Origin of the sequence: Chryseobacterium sp. SIMBA_038 (assembly GCF_046535115.1) — a bacterium.
In the GTDB taxonomy this organism is placed as follows: Bacteria; Bacteroidota; Bacteroidia; order Flavobacteriales; family Weeksellaceae; genus Chryseobacterium.
In genome coordinates this window covers 465,089-481,597 of record NZ_JAWRXH010000003.1, presented here as the reverse complement: position 1 = coordinate 481,597, position 16,509 = coordinate 465,089, and the positions used below count along the sequence as shown (strand labels likewise).

The 16,509-nt window shown below is 34.9% G+C and carries 13 protein-coding genes; 7 read left to right on the top strand and 6 right to left on the bottom strand.

All coding sequences use genetic code 11. The features are described 5' to 3' along the window. Positions 1 to 220: 220 nt before the first annotated feature. From SB689_RS13150 to SB689_RS13140, 3 genes are all read right to left on the bottom strand, one after another. Positions 221 to 4,507, bottom strand: coding sequence for a tail fiber domain-containing protein (locus tag SB689_RS13150; protein ID WP_410692584.1), 4,287 nt, complete (start codon positions 4,505 to 4,507; stop codon positions 221 to 223). Positions 4,508 to 5,123: 616 nt separating this feature from the next. Continuing rightward, the gene (locus SB689_RS13145) at positions 5,124 to 6,662 is read right to left on the bottom strand and encodes a hypothetical protein (protein WP_410692583.1); all 1,539 of its coding nucleotides are present in this window, start codon (positions 6,660 to 6,662) and stop codon (positions 5,124 to 5,126) included. A gap of 612 nt (positions 6,663 to 7,274) precedes the next feature. Next, positions 7,275 to 8,297, bottom strand: coding sequence for a 3-oxoacyl-ACP synthase III family protein (locus tag SB689_RS13140; RefSeq protein WP_410692582.1), 1,023 nt, complete (start codon positions 8,295 to 8,297; stop codon positions 7,275 to 7,277). Positions 8,298 to 8,370: 73 nt separating this feature from the next. Between SB689_RS13140 and SB689_RS13135 the strand changes: the two genes are divergently transcribed. From SB689_RS13135 to SB689_RS13115, 5 genes are all read left to right on the top strand, one after another. Then, the gene (locus SB689_RS13135) at positions 8,371 to 9,270 is read left to right on the top strand and encodes a CorA family divalent cation transporter (protein WP_410692581.1); all 900 of its coding nucleotides are present in this window, start codon (positions 8,371 to 8,373) and stop codon (positions 9,268 to 9,270) included. 304 nt (positions 9,271 to 9,574) lie between these two features. Then, positions 9,575 to 11,161 (top strand): patatin-like phospholipase family protein, encoded by a 1,587-nt coding sequence (locus SB689_RS13130; protein WP_410692580.1) that lies wholly within the window; start codon positions 9,575 to 9,577, stop codon positions 11,159 to 11,161. A 43-nt stretch (positions 11,162 to 11,204) separates the two neighbouring features. Next, positions 11,205 to 12,674, top strand: coding sequence for an FAD-dependent oxidoreductase (locus SB689_RS13125; RefSeq protein ID WP_410692579.1), 1,470 nt, complete (start codon positions 11,205 to 11,207; stop codon positions 12,672 to 12,674). Positions 12,675 to 12,683: 9 nt separating this feature from the next. Next, a complete protein-coding gene (locus SB689_RS13120; protein ID WP_410692578.1) occupies positions 12,684 to 13,184 on the top strand; it encodes a DUF2199 domain-containing protein in 501 nt (166 codons plus the stop codon). Between the two features lie 2 nt (positions 13,185 to 13,186). Then, entirely contained in the window at positions 13,187 to 13,672 is a 486-nt protein-coding gene (locus SB689_RS13115) for a hypothetical protein (protein ID WP_410692577.1), read from the top strand. 76 nt (positions 13,673 to 13,748) lie between these two features. Here SB689_RS13115 and SB689_RS13110 read toward each other — a convergent pair whose 3' ends face one another. Beyond that, positions 13,749 to 14,279: an NAD(P)H-dependent oxidoreductase gene (locus tag SB689_RS13110; protein ID WP_410692576.1), complete on the bottom strand. Its 531-nt coding sequence runs from the start codon at positions 14,277 to 14,279 to the stop codon at positions 13,749 to 13,751. A gap of 91 nt (positions 14,280 to 14,370) precedes the next feature. On the opposite strand from SB689_RS13110, the gene SB689_RS13105 reads away from it, so the two are divergent. Both SB689_RS13105 and SB689_RS13100 read left to right on the top strand, forming a co-directional pair. Then, positions 14,371 to 14,745, top strand: a complete 375-nt coding sequence (locus tag SB689_RS13105; RefSeq protein ID WP_410692575.1) for a winged helix-turn-helix transcriptional regulator — start codon at positions 14,371 to 14,373, stop codon at positions 14,743 to 14,745. 99 nt (positions 14,746 to 14,844) lie between these two features. Then, positions 14,845 to 15,354, top strand: coding sequence for a hypothetical protein (locus tag SB689_RS13100; RefSeq protein WP_410692574.1), 510 nt, complete (start codon positions 14,845 to 14,847; stop codon positions 15,352 to 15,354). A 211-nt stretch (positions 15,355 to 15,565) separates the two neighbouring features. Here the strand turns inward: SB689_RS13100 and SB689_RS13095 are convergent, their stop codons facing one another. After that, the gene (locus SB689_RS13095) at positions 15,566 to 16,117 is read right to left on the bottom strand and encodes a DNA-3-methyladenine glycosylase I (protein WP_410692573.1); all 552 of its coding nucleotides are present in this window, start codon (positions 16,115 to 16,117) and stop codon (positions 15,566 to 15,568) included. Next, entirely contained in the window at positions 16,114 to 16,434 is a 321-nt protein-coding gene (locus SB689_RS13090; RefSeq protein WP_410692572.1) for a MazG-like protein, read from the bottom strand. Before SB689_RS13090 ends, SB689_RS13095 begins: the two co-directional genes overlap by 4 nt. Positions 16,435 to 16,509: the final 75 nt, after the last annotated feature.

The window sequence follows — 16,509 nt, the reverse complement described above, 5'->3', positions numbered from 1 at the left end:
ATAGTTTTAAAGTTGATTAAAAACCATATAAAAAACCAGCTATCGCAATAGCCGGTTTCATTTGTGTAATTAGAATCTGATATATAGAATTTAGGTTAATTAATATTTCGCTGATTTTTATATTAAATCATCTGGATCCTAATGAAAATAAATCAATAATTAATTTTCTGCTTTAAAGATTGAATAACAACATGTTACCATAATTTGAAAATTTATCATTTTAATTATTTTTTTTCTTTGAAGCCAACACATCAGCCTGAAGCTCTTTTATCAGCTTGGTTTGTTCTTCATTAAGCTTTTTTTGCTCTTCAATGAGCTTTTGCTGTTCTTTAATAGCATTAATTAAAGTATATGTAATTTCTGAAGAATCATATTTACGTTGGTCGTCAAAATCATTTGATTTTATTTTCGTTACAGTTCCCGGTAAAACTTTCTCGATCTCCTGAGCAATTACCCCTGTATATGTTTTTCCGTCGTCACTATAACCTCCTTTTCCATTATACTGAAAGGTAACTGTATTTATTTTTAAAATTTCAGGAAGTCCTTTTGTGTAAGGATGCACATTTTTTTTCATTCTGCTATCGGAAAAAGTTCCCCAGCTACCGCCTCCTATTTTGTCTGCTGTACCGTTAACACTTAAAAGAGAAGTAGGAGCATTGGTCCCAACACCTACAAATCCTCCGGCAGTAACTCTTAAACGCTCCGTATATGCACCTCCAGAAATACTACTACCAAGGAAAAATTCTTCTGCAGTAGCAGTACGTACACTACCTATTCCCCAGTTTGCTCCTCCACCTGTAGGACCTGTATTAGAAAAACCTATAAGAGCAAAATTTCCTGTTGCCGTAGGAGAAGTATTTCTAACGGCCATGATCGGAAATGAATTATTACTTGCAGGCCCGTCAATTAATGTAAATCTATTATTAACAGCTGCCGTAGTTACAACATGGAATTTATTTTCCGGAGCGGCAATTCCAATACCCACATTTCCTGTACTTTGTGTTTGCAAAACAATATTACCAATATTTTTTGCATTAAGAGTAAGATCTGCATTAGCATTTGTTCCTATAGACTGAATACCAGACCATCCAATTCCCACTCCCTGAGTAAGATTATTAGCCAAAACCGAAGCGATCCCTTGAAATTGATTGGCATTTGTAGCATCTACTATGGTTAGTTTACTTGTAGGTGCTGCACTTCCTATCCCTACTCTATTATTCGATGCATCTACAGAGAATGTAGTTCCATCTACAGAAAATGCATTCGTTGCAGTTCCATTAAATGATAATGTATTAGTACCTTGAGTAACCGCTCTGTTTCCTGTAAGAGAACCATCCGCATTATAGATATTAAGATTAGCAGGAACATTTTGCCAGCTTGGTGCAGCTCCTGCCCCACCAGATACAAGCATCTGGCCTGACGTACCCGCACTTCCTGCTGTAGTGGCATTTCCTCCAACATTTAATTCACTTGTAATCTGCAAATCTCCGTTAACATGCAATTTCTTTTGAGGTGTAGCAGTTCCGATACCTATAAGACCCGCTGAAGTAATTCTCAGACGCTCTAGGTAAGCACTACCTAAAGAATTTCCAAAGAAAAAATCTTCCTCAGACGCAGCAGTACGGATAGTACCTATCCCCCAAGCTGCTCCTCCACTTGTAGGACCAGCATTGGTGAATCCCAAAAGAGCATAATTCCCTGTTGCCGCAGGAGAAGAGTTTCTTAATGCCATGATTACCTGTTGATTATTACCTGAAGACCCATCAACCAATGTAAATCTATTGGAAACCGCTGCTGTACTTACTACATGAAATCTATTTTCTGGAGTTGCAGTTCCAACCCCAATTCTATCATTAGCAGCATCTACTGATAAAGTTGTTCCATCTACTGAAAATGCATTTGTTGCAGTTCCGGTAAATGCCAACGTATTAGCTGCCTGGGTTACAACTCTGTTTGCCGTAAGAGTACCATTTGCATTGTAAATATTAACAGAAGGCGCTGCTGTTTGCCAAGTAGGAGCTGCTCCTGATCCACCGGAAGTAAGTATCTGACCTATTGTACCTGCACTTCCTGCCGAAGTAGCATTTCCTCCAACATTTAATTCACTGGTTACTTGTAGGTCTCCATTTACATGTAAGGCTTTCTGAGGAGTTGCAGTTCCCAGCCCTAATCTGTTATTAGCTGCATCTACTGATAAAGTTGTACCGTCTACCGAGAATGCATTTGTTGCTGTTCCTGTGAATGCTAAGGTATTGGCAGCCTGAGTTACAATCCTGTTTCCTGTAAGAGAACCATCTGCATTATAAATATTAACAGAAGGTGCTGCGGTTTGCCAGGTAGGAGCTACTCCAGGACCGGCCGAAGTAAGTATTTGCCCAGTTGTACCGGCGGAACCGGCAGTAGTTGCATTACCTCCTACATTTAATTCATTTGTCAATTGCATATCTCCATTAATATGAAGCTTTTTCTGAGGTGTTACAGTACCAATACCTACATTACCACTAGGTAAGATATTGAAAAACTTCTGAAAAGAACCTCCATTACTATAAGCAATCTGGAAATTATTATCAATTGCTGTTGCACTGTTTTGCTGAGATCCTATTCCCCAACTTGCACCACCACTCCCGTTAGAAGGACTAAAACCAAGATAGGAAGTGTTATTAGCAGCTACAGGAGACGTATTTCTTAATACAACCAAAGGCACTTCTCCAACACTTGCAGGTGCATCAAATAAATTATACCTTCCTGCACTTGATGTAGCACTTACAACATGTAGTTTAGTTTCCGGGCTTGCAGTTCCTAATCCTACTCTATCGTTTGCCGCATCTACAGATAACGTAGCCCCATCTACTGAGAATGCATTTGTTGCCGTACCGTTAAAAGCTAAAGTATTGGCTCCCTGAGTAACAATTCTGTTTCCTGTAAGCGTACCATCTGCATTGTAAATGTTGACATTAGCGGCAGGTGTTTGCCAAGTAGGTGCAGCTCCCGCACCTCCAGAAGTCAATATTTGTCCAGTAGTACCGGCAGAACCTGCAGTAGCCGCATTACCTCCTACATTTAATTCATTAGTTACCTGTAAAGCTCCTGTAACATGTAATGCTTTTTGAGGAGTTGTAGTTCCTATACCTACATTTCCATTAGAGTGAACACGCATTTTTTCAGTTACAGCAGCACCTCCTAGTCCTGTCCAGAAAGATATAACTCCGCTTGTAGCAGCGTCAGGTCCCCACGATAAAAGCCTTGTTTGTGGTGCTATAAGAGTTGCATAATCAAGACCTCCAGCTGAAGTTTTATTTAAAGCTGTTTGTCCATTAAAAGCTACAGCCCCTCCTCTTACATCTAATTTCTCAACCGGAGCAGTAGTTCCAACTCCTAACCTATCATTAGCAGCGTCTACTGAAAGGGTATTTCCGTCTACTGAAAAAGCGTTTGTTGCTGTTCCTGTAAAAGCTAAAGTATTAGCTCCCTGAGTTACCGTTCTATTTCCTGTAAGTGTTCCATCTGCATTGTAGATGTTTACAGATGTCGGAGTCACAGGTGTCTGCCAGCTGGGAGCTACTCCAGGACCAGCTGAAGTAAGTATTTGCCCAGTTGTACCAGCAGAACCTGCTGTAGTTGCATTACCTCCTACATTTAATTCATTTGTCAATTGCATATCTCCATTAATATGAAGCTTTTTCTGAGGAGTTACAGTACCAATACCTACATTACCACTAGGTAAGATATTGAAAAACTTCTGAAAAGAACCTCCATTACTATAAGCAATCTGGAAATTATTATCAATTGCTGTTGCACTGTTTTGCTGAGATCCTATTCCCCAACTTGCACCACCACTCCCGTTAGAAGGACTAAAACCAAGATAGGAAGTGTTATTAGCAGCTACAGGAGACGTATTTCTTAATACAACCAAAGGCACTTCTCCAACACTTGCAGGTGCATCAAATAAATTATACCTTCCTGCACTTGATGTAGCACTTACAACATGTAGTTTAGTTTCCGGGGCTGCGGTTCCTAATCCTACTCTATTATTAGCTGCGTCTACAGATAAAGTAGTTCCGTCCACAGAAAATGCATTTATCGAAGTTCCATTAAATGCTAATGTATTAGCCGCCTGAGTTACTGTTCTATTTCCCGTAAGAGTACCATCTGCATTGTAAATATTAACAGAAGCTGATGCAGGGGTCGTTAATTTGACCCAAACACCACCACTGAAAAAATAATACCCTGTAGCATCAATATTTACTGCGGTACCCAATTGCGTTCCTGTTGCAATACTGTTTACAAAAATTAATGTGGAGGTAGGAACCGATGCCATACTTTGCGCTCTTTGTCGATCTACCCTTGGAACCAATAGTCCATCAACATTAGGGGTAGTTCCTGTTGCATTTTTGGCAGTAATATCCATTGTAGAAGCAGGAGTAGTAGTATTAACTCCTACCTGTGCATTTATGGTTGATAAAAAACCTGATAAAGCAATTAAAAGAGGGAGTGTTTGTTTTCTCATCACATTTTATTTTTTTAGATTAATAATACGATTACTGTTATCTAAAAATAATAAAAATATATTTACAATTATTAATTTTATATTTATAAATAATATTAATTACGAATAATATAAATAAATTAACAATTAATATTAAATAATTATAAAATAAATATTTAATATATTCAGTTAGGAAAAAGGTTATTTTGATACAGTTTTTAAATATGAAAATTAAAAAAATATAAGACCTCTATAAAATGTTAATTTTTTTAACATTTTCAACACAGAAAATTATCTTTTAAAACATCAACAAAAATGTTAAAATGGTAGACTTTATTATTGATATTTTTTTAGCGTTTTTCAATTTAAAAAACAGATTAAACATTTAAACAGGAAAATTTTATTCACTGAATACTGTCTCTAAGGTAAAAAAAAATGTTAAGTTCAGATTTTTAACTCTTTTAATTTTAATATATTGATAAAAAAATCTACACTAATTCTGACATATTTTAGTTTTCATAAAATAAAGAAAACATAGTTTAAAACAAATAAACCGAATAAAAATATTCGGTTTATTTGTTAATTAATCTAAAAGATCAAGTTATAGAAATACTTTATTAATAAAGTGATTTATTTTTTAGTTTAACCTAGTAATAACAGCTACGTACTGCCTTGTAACATTTCCATTATTTGTTACATTAATAGTTGATGAATTAGGCATTGTTACCGTATAATTTAAAGAATTACCATCTGCTCCATCTTGGCAATTAGGCTTCCCTGTCCAAGTAACAACAGTAGAAGTTCGAGTAGGCTCACTGATTGTCGGAACCTTGCTTGTACCATTACTTAAAAGCCCATTCAACCCTCTAATCGCAAAATTACTGTTTGCAACATATGTACTTACAAAAAATTCCATAATCGTATTATAAGCACAACCATCACCAACCGTTACTACAAATCTATATACACCACCATCCGTCAAACCATTAATCAATGTAGCAGTAGCACCACTTCCAACAACAACTGCTGAAGTAGAAGTTACACCCATATAAGTATTAGAAGCAGCTTTTACCAAATTACCGTTAGCATCAGAAAAAACAGGTGTAACAAGTGTTGATCCCGGAGCCACATTCATAGTCCTTACTCTCGCCGTACCTGAAACATCTAGTGTACTTGTAGGCGCTGTAGTTCCAACACCTAGGTTTCCACTGCCAGTAAGCACCATACCCGGTGCATCTGCTGCGGTAGAAGCAGCATGGAACTGAAGAAGCCCACCGCTTATCCCTAAGCCATAAAAATCTGTACCCGCCGCATCATTATAAACCGCCAATTTTTTTCCGGCAACATCCGTTACACTACTTCCTACGGAAGCTCCTAAATCTAATTTACTATTTGGTGTCGTAGTACCAATCCCCACATTCCCTGTATTTGGTCTTATTGTAAATAGTTTATTGTAACTAGCACCACCACTGTATAATATATGAAAGTTACTGTCAGTAGCACTCGTACTATTCTGAATAGAACCTATTCCCCAAGTTGCTCCACCTCCGTTATAAGAGTTAAATCCCATATATGCTGTATTATTAACAGCTACAGGAGATGTATTAAGTATACGCAGCTGAGTAGCTTCTGATGTGCCGATTGCCTGTGCAACATCTAATTTTACACCTGGAGAAGTAGTTCCAACCCCGACTTTATCATTAGCAGCATCTACCGATAAAGTAGATCCGTCAACAGAAAAAGCATTAGCTGCAGTTCCGTTAAATGCTAAAGTATTTGCTCCCTGAGTTACAACTCTATTTCCCGTAAGAGAACCGTCAGAATTATAGATATTAACACTTGAACCTGTTCCTGTTCCCAACTTTACCCAAGCAGTACCATTAAAAGAGTAATGACCTACAGCATCAATATTTACTGCAGTACCTGTTTGTGTTCCTGTAGCAATACTGTTTACAAAAATTAATGTAGAAGTAGGAACTCCGGTCATATTTTGTGCTCTTTCTCTATCTACTCTTGGAACTAAAAGTCCATCTACATTTTTTGATGTACCTGTAGCATTCTTTGCCGTAATATCTAATGTGGATGAAGGAGAAGCCACATTAATACCCACCTGCGCGTTTACGTTAATTGAATATGCTGAAGCAGCAAATACAATAGATAATACTATTTTTTTCATTTCTAAATTGTTGCGTGTTTTATTTATGCCACAAAGAGAATGAAAAAGATAACTTAACTCCAAAAAAGTAGTACACCATTGATATACCATTTTTTAATATATTAAAAATCAATATTTTACAATTTTAAATTACAGATAAATTATAGAAAGTAGTATATAAATGGTATATGAAAAACATGTCCTAAATATGTGAATAAAACTAATATTGTCATTAATTTCATGATTTTATTCGTCTTGATGTTAAAATCATGAAAAAAAATCCATTAAATTATATCTCTTGATAGAGATATGAAAACTTAACCTGTCTTATAATTATTAAAATAAACCAAATAAGATATAATTTGAAATAATATTTTATTTACAATCTATATAAAGGATATACATCAACTAAAAACATTTATTTAATGAAAATAAAAACTCAAATAATTTTCATATTCTATTAGAAATTGAGATTTTGTATTTTTATAACATCACAAAATTCTTTTTATATTTATTTTATTTAAAAGAAAAGCAGCCTATTTAAAATAAAATCTATTTAATAATCATTTTACTATTATAAAAACAAAAAAGTGGACATTCCTGCCCACTTTAATTTATTATTTGATTAAAATTTTAATATTCAAATAAAATACTTCCCCAAGTGAATCCACTACCGAAAGCTGAAAGAAGAACTAAATCTCCTCTTTTGATTTTACCTAACTCAATCGCTTCACTTAAAGCAATTGGAATAGATGCAGCGGTCGTATTTCCGTATTTCTGGATGTTATTGTGAATTTTTTCATCCGGCAATCCGAATTTCTGCTGAACAAACTGAGCAATTCTCAAATTCGCCTGATGCGGAATAAACATATCAAGATCTTCAATCGTTTTTCCTGCTTTATCTAAAGCTTCCTGCATCGTTTCAGGAAATCTTGTTACTGCATGCTTGAATACGAAATTACCGTTCATAATCGGATATACTTCTTTATTCGTCACATTTTCAGGCTCTTTTCTCATTCTGTCGCTCCATCCGTATTTAGAACCTGGGAACTGAGTACATAATTCGTCTGCATATTTTCCTTCAGAATGCATATTCATCGCTAAAATATCACCTGCATTGGCATCTTCACTTGCAGAAAGTACAACCGCACCAGCTCCATCTCCGAAAATTACAGAAACACCTCTTCCTTCATCAGAAAAATCTAATCCGAAAGAATGAATTTCAGCCCCAACAACCAATATATTTTTATACGTTCCCGATTTAATGAAAGCATTCGCAACACTCATCGCATAAACAAACCCTGAACATTGGTTTCTTACATCCAAAGCACCAATTGTATCACAACCTAACATATCCTGAAGTAAAACTCCACATCCCGGAAAATAATAATCCGGAGAAAGTGTTGCAAAAATGATATAGTCAATGTCTTTTGCTGTTAAACCTGCTTTTTCAAGTGCTTTTTCAGAAGCTTTAAAACCTAAATAAGCCGTAGTTTCCTGAGAATCATTTCTGTTTTTACGGTGTCTTCTTTCTTTAATACCCGTTCTTTCCGTGATCCATTCATCATTTGTGGTCATTAATTTAGCTAGATCATCATTCGTTACAACATTATCCGGCACATAAAATCCGATCCCTTTTATTGTACTTTTAATCATATAGTTTTTTAATTTTGGCAAAGATAAAACTTATTTAACACATAGTTTTTCAAAATATTAGTATTTTTACTTTATGCCAATTGATACGATATACAGAGACTCCCAGTGCGAATGGGTAGATGTAGAAGCTCCCACAGCGGAAGATATGAAATTTCTTCATGAAAGATATGAGATCAACAATCTCCTTTTAGAAGATACCTTAGACCCTAATCATTTACCAAAATATGAAGAGGACGGAAACGTGAAGTTCTTCCTCTTCCGTGAAAGCACTGAATTAGAGAGAAAAAACCTCAACACCATCAGCGATATCAGCACCAAAATTGGTGTTTTTCTTTTGGGTAATACCATTATTACCGTCCACAGGATGAAAACCAAAAGCATCAATGAAACAAAAAAGCAGCTTTCTTGCTCAACAACTGAAACAACTACGCAGAATATTGCTTTAAAGATCGCTTTATTGATGATGAAAAGTTTCGATGACGAGTCTGTAAGCTTAATGGAAACAATGGATAATATTGAGAATGAGATCTTTCTTAAAAATACAAATCACACCAATCAGATCCGAAGATTATACAAGCTGAAAAGAAAATCGGGGTTAAATTCCAGAGTGTTAACGATTTCTACAGATGCGATTGATAAATTTAAGCTTTTAGGATTACAGGATTCTGAAGTTGTCGATTTAAAGGATAAACATAAAGATGTTGTGGCAGATTTTGATCATTTAAACATACAGATCACCAACTTAATCGGGATGTTTTTAGCCCTTTCCGACCAAAAAGCGAATCAGGTGATGAAAGTTTTAGCGATTTATTCAGTTTATTTTTTACCAATTACCTTTATTGCAGGGGTTTACGGGATGAATTTCGATAATATGCCGGAACTGCATACGAAACATGGGTATTTTTACACTTTAGGCTTAATGGCTTTAATTGTAATCTGTACTTTTATATATGCAAGAAGAAAACAGTGGTAAAATCACTTAATGATTAGGGTGAAAATACGTATGTTTTTAAGATTGATTTTAATTAATTTTATACAGTAAATTTAATGTCATTGCGAGGAGCGAAGCGACGAAGTAATCTATTAATGTTCTTAATCTTTTAATGAAACCTAATGTTGTAAATTTTGAACCATTAAGTTTTTAATTAAGAATTTAAGAATATTAAGTTCAGTAATAATTTTTAAGAGATTGCTTCGTCGCTTCGCTCCTCGCAATGACACCAAACTTAGCGTTTATCCAATACAGCCAAAAAAAACTAAAAACCACCAAAACCATCATGAAAACCGAAATTCTTAACAAAATTCTTGATGAAAATGTACTTTCTCAGGAATCGAAAGACAAGCTCTCAGCTTTGCATGAAAATATTTCGTCCAAGGAATTTTCTGATCTTCTGGATGCTCACGGAAATCAATATGTAGAATTTGTGCAGGAAGGCGGTGGCGTTTGGGGAAGCGCATTGGTAGGCTATCTGTATGGTTTGGAAATCTTCGGCATTCGTTTTCTGAAAATTGCGGGAACGAGTGCCGGAGCCATCAATACGATGTTGATTGCAGCGTGCAGGACTAAAGAAGAAGCCAAAAGTGAGGTGATAAGAGAAATCCTTTTCAATTGGAACTTCGCCGATTTTATGGATGGGAAAACGTATATAAAAACTACCATTCATGCGATGCTGAATAACAAGAATTTTCTGAAAATAAATACCATTATTGCAACTGTTCTCATGATCATTCTGGTCATTATTCCGTTTGCGCTTTCTTCTGAAACGACTTTGAAGGCGAAACTGCTTTTCCTTGTTCCGCTCATTCCGATTATCATTGTGTTTTTTTGTGTTAAAAAGTTTTATAATGATTTCAGGAAACAAAACAGCGGACTTAATCCCGGAAAGGTTTTCCTAGATCAAATGACCGATGTGATGAACGGGTTTGGAATAAAAACCGTGGCAGAACTTAATGATAAATTTGTCCAAAAGGAACGTCAGCTTAACCTCAACTACCGTTACGGAAATGAGCAGGAATATTATGCCATCGCTCTGAACAGTATTGAAGAAATTAAGGTTAATAATTTAGAACATATCGACCAGACCCGTTACAGAATATTCTACGAAAGTGCCGTTAATAATGATTATTATAAAAACAATCCGTTCTATTTATTAAAATCAGAATACATTGTTATTACCACCGATATTAATGCTAAAATTAAGGTTGAACTTCCCACGATGGCCAATTTATACTGGTCTGAGGAGGAAATGAAACGTATCAGTCCAGCTGAGTTTGTGCGTGCTTCCATGTCGGTTCCTTTCTTTTTTCAGCCTTTTCAAAAGATGATCGATAAGAGTGATGATTCTGTGAAATACGCATGGAAATTCTGGATGAACACCAAGCCGGAAGACATTTACCCTTCCGGAGTTTTTATTGACGGCGGAAGTATTTCTAATTTCCCGATCGATCTTTTTCATTCGAGTGATGTTTTTTATCCGAGAATGCCTTTGTTTGGGGTACAGCTCACCAGCGACTCCGATATTCTGTCCGAAAAGGGGAAAACCAGCGAACAAATCCTGAAAACACCTTTCTCATTTGCAGGAAATATCCTCAGTACTTTAAAAGGTTTTAATGATAAATCTTTCCTTACGAAACATACTTTTTACCATTCTTTCAGCATTCAAACCGTGAATTGCGGTGAAAGCAGCTGGTTGAATTTCTTCATGAAAAGAGAGGAAAAAGAAGATCTTTTCAACAGAGGTTTTGTGGCCGCGCTGGATTTCCTCAATCAATTCGACTGGGAAAAATACAAATGCGAAAGAATGATGCTTTCTATGAAGGAGAAAAAGATTTTGAAGGAAGAGGATACGAAGACGGTGGGATAAGGAAATTTGAGTATTTTTAGCTCTTAATTATTTTTTAAAATAAATGAAAAAAAGATATTTTTTTATTCTAGGAGTTTTAATGATTCTAATTTTCATTTCAATTCCTATTATTCATGTTTTCAAAACTAAATGGGGAGAATCTGAAAATAAAATTACTATTCCAAATGGGTATACTAATGATGCTAGCCAGTTAAATTTAACCAAAATAGATACCTTAATAAAAGTTCCGGAAACTAAACCTGAAATAGAAAAACAGCTTCGCCAAATATTAAAATATGCAAAGGAAAAGAATTTAAAAATTTCAATTGCAGGTGCACAACACAGTATGGGAGGGCATTCTATTTATCCGAACGGAATTCTTCTCAATATGCTTCCTTACAAACAAATGGGGCTGGATACAAAAAATAATATTCTTACTATCGGTTCGGGTGCACTTTGGGAAGATGCTATCAAATATCTCGACAAGCACGGAAAATCAATTGCTGTGATGCAGGCTTTTAGTTCATTTTCAGTAGGTGGTTCTATGAGTGTAAATGGACATGGCTGGCAAAAAGATTCGCCTCCAATTTCTTCAAGTGTACTCTCATTTACTTTAATGAAAGAGAATGGAGAAGTGATTAATTGCAGTAGAAATGAAAATCCTGAACTTTTCAAATTAGTGATTGGAGGATATGGGCTTTTCGGAATCATTCTCGATGTCAAGTTAAAAGTAGTTGATAATCTTGCTTTACAATATAAATACATTCGTTTAAGTTCAGACAATTATGTTGATTATTATAAGAAATTCATTTCAGATAATCCGAATGTGAACTTAGTTTTTGGCAGATTAAAAATATCCAATAAACGTTTTCTGGAAAATGCAACGATTAATTATTTTGAAAAAACAGATGAAAAACCGTTATCACTTCCTGCACAAGATGCAAAAAATGAAGAAACAAAACGTCTAGTTTTTAGAAGTACTGTGAACAGCGAATATGGAAAAAGACTTCGTTGGGATTTGGAAACAGGAATGAACAGAGTTACAAAAAATGCTGTTTATTCGAGAAATGAATTATTGAACGACCATGTTTCCCTAATAGAAAATAAAGATCCAAATTCTACAGATCTGTTGCAGGAATATTTTATTCCAGCACGAAATTTTAACCAATTTATAGAAGATATAAAACCTATTTTAAAATTTTCTCAAATTGACTTACTCAACATCACCATTCGAGCTGTAAATAAAGATGAAGATAGCTATATGAACTATGCAAAGGAAGATGTCTTTGGCTTTGTTTTTTTGTTTAATCAAAAGAAAACAGATCAGCAAGAACATAAAATGAAAATTCTTACCAATAAATTAGTTGATGAAGCTCTTAAGAATGAAGGAACTTTTTATCTACCTTATCGACTTCACATAGACCGAGTAAAGATGAGAAAAGTTTATCCTCAAACTGATTCGTTTTTTCAACTCAAAAAAAAATATGATCCTAAAGAAATCTTTGAGAATAAGTTTTATCTCCATTATAAATAAAAAAATCTAATGACGAAATATATCTGCCAATGTTGCGGCGAAGAAAAAGAAGATTGGCCCGCAATAGCTTATTCTGCTCCATATCCGTATTTTCAATTGTCTGAAGAAGAATTGGAGAATTCTGAATTAACTTCAGATTTATGTATCATAAAATATTCTGATGAAACGTGCTACTTTATCCGAGCAGTTCTTGTACAGGAAGTGAATGATAGTTGCCAAGATCTTGAATATGGAATTTGGGTTTCATTAAGTGAGAAAAGCTTTAATGAATATGTTGAAAATTATGACAATAAAGATTTCGAAGGAGGATATTTCGGATGGCTTTCCAACTATCTTCCTAATTATGAATTTGAAAAAAGTATTCCTACCGATGTACTTGTCAATAATAAAATAGGAAGACCTTTTATTCATCCTCATGAAGGTTTTGAACATGCTTTTGTTGAAGATTTTTATAATGGAATTTCAAAAGAGGAAGCGGAGAAAAGGATTAATAAAATTCTAAAAAACTAATAATGGCAAGTTGCTTTATTATATTTAAAGATGGAAGATGTTTCTCAAGAAGATGGACAGGATATGATTGTATCATTAAAATTGCCATCCATGAATTATATCTGATTGAAAATGGAAAAGAGCTTGCGGCATGGCTGGAATTACAGATTCCTCCTGACGATGAAAACGAGTATGAAAGAGCAGAAAGTGGATATGGTTTTTACAGTGAACGAACAGACGAATGGATTAACAGAGATCTGGACACACGAAGTCTTACAGAAGAAAACCAAAAATTGTTCTGGAAAGCTATCGAAAACGGACGTCCAAAAGTACATGATCCAGAATTACCAGATTATACTGATCTAAATCCAGAATATTTTGAAATTTTTTATGAAATGTACAGACTTTCTGAGGAAGGAGCTCCACCGCTGGAATACTCCCACTGGGGAAGAGTAACGGAATGTAATTTCAAAAATGGGCCGGGCTGGGAAACAGAAATAAATGAATAAATTAATGCAGGAGCAATCTCTAAAAACTTATTGTTAAAATGAGATTCCTCCTGCATCGGCATGACAAAATCAAGGTCTACAACCCATCAATAAGCTCCAAATACAAAGGCACACTCTTTTCAATCGTCTCTTTGGAAGCATCCTGTTCAATTCCGTAAAAGACAAACGGTTCTTTGTAATCGGCTTTTATGTAATCGAAAGTCAGTTCAAAAGGAGTTGTTAATTCTTTCATTGTGTATTTATATTTCCCGGATGGGCTGTAGCCTTCTTCATCAATTCCGGCGGTGATTGCCAAAGAGATCTTCTTCCCTCCTACTTTGTAACCGCTTTTGCTTCCGTACGCCCAACCGTATAACAAGACCTCATCAAACCATTTCTTTAAAAGTGGCGGACTGCTAAACCAATAAAACGGAAATTGAAAAACTATTTTATCATAAGATTCTATCAATTGTTGTTCTTTTAGAATATCGAGCTTTTCATCTGGATATTCTTGGTATAATTGGTGAACTGTATATTTTTCGGGATATTTATTTAATTCATCGATCCATCTTTTATTGATTACAGATTTTTCGATAGTTGGATGAATGACAATAACTAATGTTTTCATTATATTTAAATTTCTACTACAAAAATAATATATGTAACTTACATTATAAACAGTAGTATCCCATTGTACGGTACTATAAAAAATGTAAGTAATGACTAAAATAAAGGAAACATCAACCAATTTTGCCAACAAAAAAGCACTTTCAAATGAGTGCCTTGAAATTTATGCTTCAAACGTCATTGGCGGACAATGGTCTTTGGCGATCTGCTGTTATCTCATCAACGGAAAACTAAGATTCGGTGAACTGAGAAAACGTCTTCAAAATATTACAGAACGCATGCTCACTCTTCAGCTTCGAAAACTGGAAGAAGATAGAATCATTACAAGAACCGTTTTCGCAGAAGTTCCTCCCCGCGTTGAATATGAACTGACTGAAATTGGTTATAAACTAAAACCTATCATTGAAGAACTCGAAAAATGGGGAAAAGAACATAAAGAAATCCTTAATACAGAAGAGTATAATTAACTAAAATAAGCTAATACAAATCATTATTAAACATTCACTTATCGTTAATAATTTTCGTAATTTTAAGTATTATTAAACACAAAATAAACTAATTACGATATGAAAAATTCAATTCTTTTATTCCTGTTTTTTGCAGTGATCTGCTTTGGAAATTCACTTAATGCTCAAAAAATAACAGATGGCCAGACCATAGATGTCAACGGCATGAGTGTTACTTTTAATATTACGAATAAAGAAAGCATTGAAGCTGGCGGAAAACCCTATGACCGCTACAAAGTTTCTGCTACGGTAAAAAATACGTCAGATAAATCCTATAATATCAGATTGTCTTCTTATCCGCAAATCGTCACCAATATTGGGCTTGTGGAATTAGACTGCATCAACGCAACCGGAGCAAAACTGACCTCAAAAAAAATCGAACTGAAAATGAAAGCGCAGATGATCAATGTAACTTATTCTGCTTATGATAAATCCGGAAAATTCACCAACGGGATTATTCCTGTGACGGGAAGTTATTATTTTGATGCCGGTGATACGATTAGTGATAATGCTATTTTTATTGTTCCACAGGGGCAGGCGCCTGATGTTTCTGTGAGAAGTTTGAAGTAAAACAATTCTTTTTTCCTCAAAAATATAACTTCACGTTGTCGGATTTTCCGACTATCTAAATCAAAACAGTTTGGCTTCGTCGGAAAGTCCGACAAAAAGAATATAAATAAGTTTAAATTCTCGGAAATTCCGATCATAAGAAATTAAACAAGTTCAGGCCGTCGGATTCTCCGACGGCCTGAACTTGTTTTTAGTGTAAAAATTCAAAAACTTATACCTTATTCCACATCGGATTATGCTTCAAAACATCCTTAAAAACAGGACAACTTTCATCATGGCATCCTTTTAAAAACCCAATGCTCATCAGGAATTCGTTGACAATTTCACCGCCAGTAAACTTGAATGTTTTTTTGAATATTTTCATCCATTCCTGTAATGTTTTTGGGTGATGATGCTCCAGCCATTTTTCGAAAGAGCCGAATTCTTTTTGTAATGTGATGATGGTTTTGGCATTTTCGATCGCGGCGTTTACTTTTAATTTATTTCTGATAATTCCGGGATCGGCCAAAAGTCTTTCACGGTCTTCTTCTGTATAAGCCGCCACTTTTTGAATATCAAAATTATCGTAAGCTTTTCTGAAAGTTTCTTCTTTCTTTAAAATAGTTTCCCAGCTCAATCCTGCCTGATTGATTTCCATAATTAATCTTCCGAACAATTCATTATCATCATGAATCGGAAATCCGTAATGGTTATCGTGGTAATTTTTGTGAAGCTCTCTCCTACTTTCTGGCTGCATTCCTGCTATGGCTGAACAATAACTCATTTTAATAAATTTTCTGTTTTGGTTAAAAACTTTTCTAAAGCTTCTTTCATATCAATTCCCGTTCGGTCTGCTAAGATAATCAGCCACCAGATATTTTCGCCTAATTTATGTTCAAGTTCTTCTGCAGCATTTGATTTTCCCCATGTTTTTTCATGCGACATTACGTCTCTTCCCACCAATCCCGCATCTGTAAGATAAGCTAAAGCGTCCTGTTCTAAAGTCCATTCTTTGCCATTTTGCTGAATTTCCAATTGATGGTATTTTTCTCTGATTTCCAAAGAGCGTTTTATGATTTCGTCGAAATTATTCTGACTCATTATTTTAGGTTTTAATAGGATAAAGATAAGGTTCTATTTTGACAACTGTTTGTCAGCAGTGTTTTTCATTTTAAT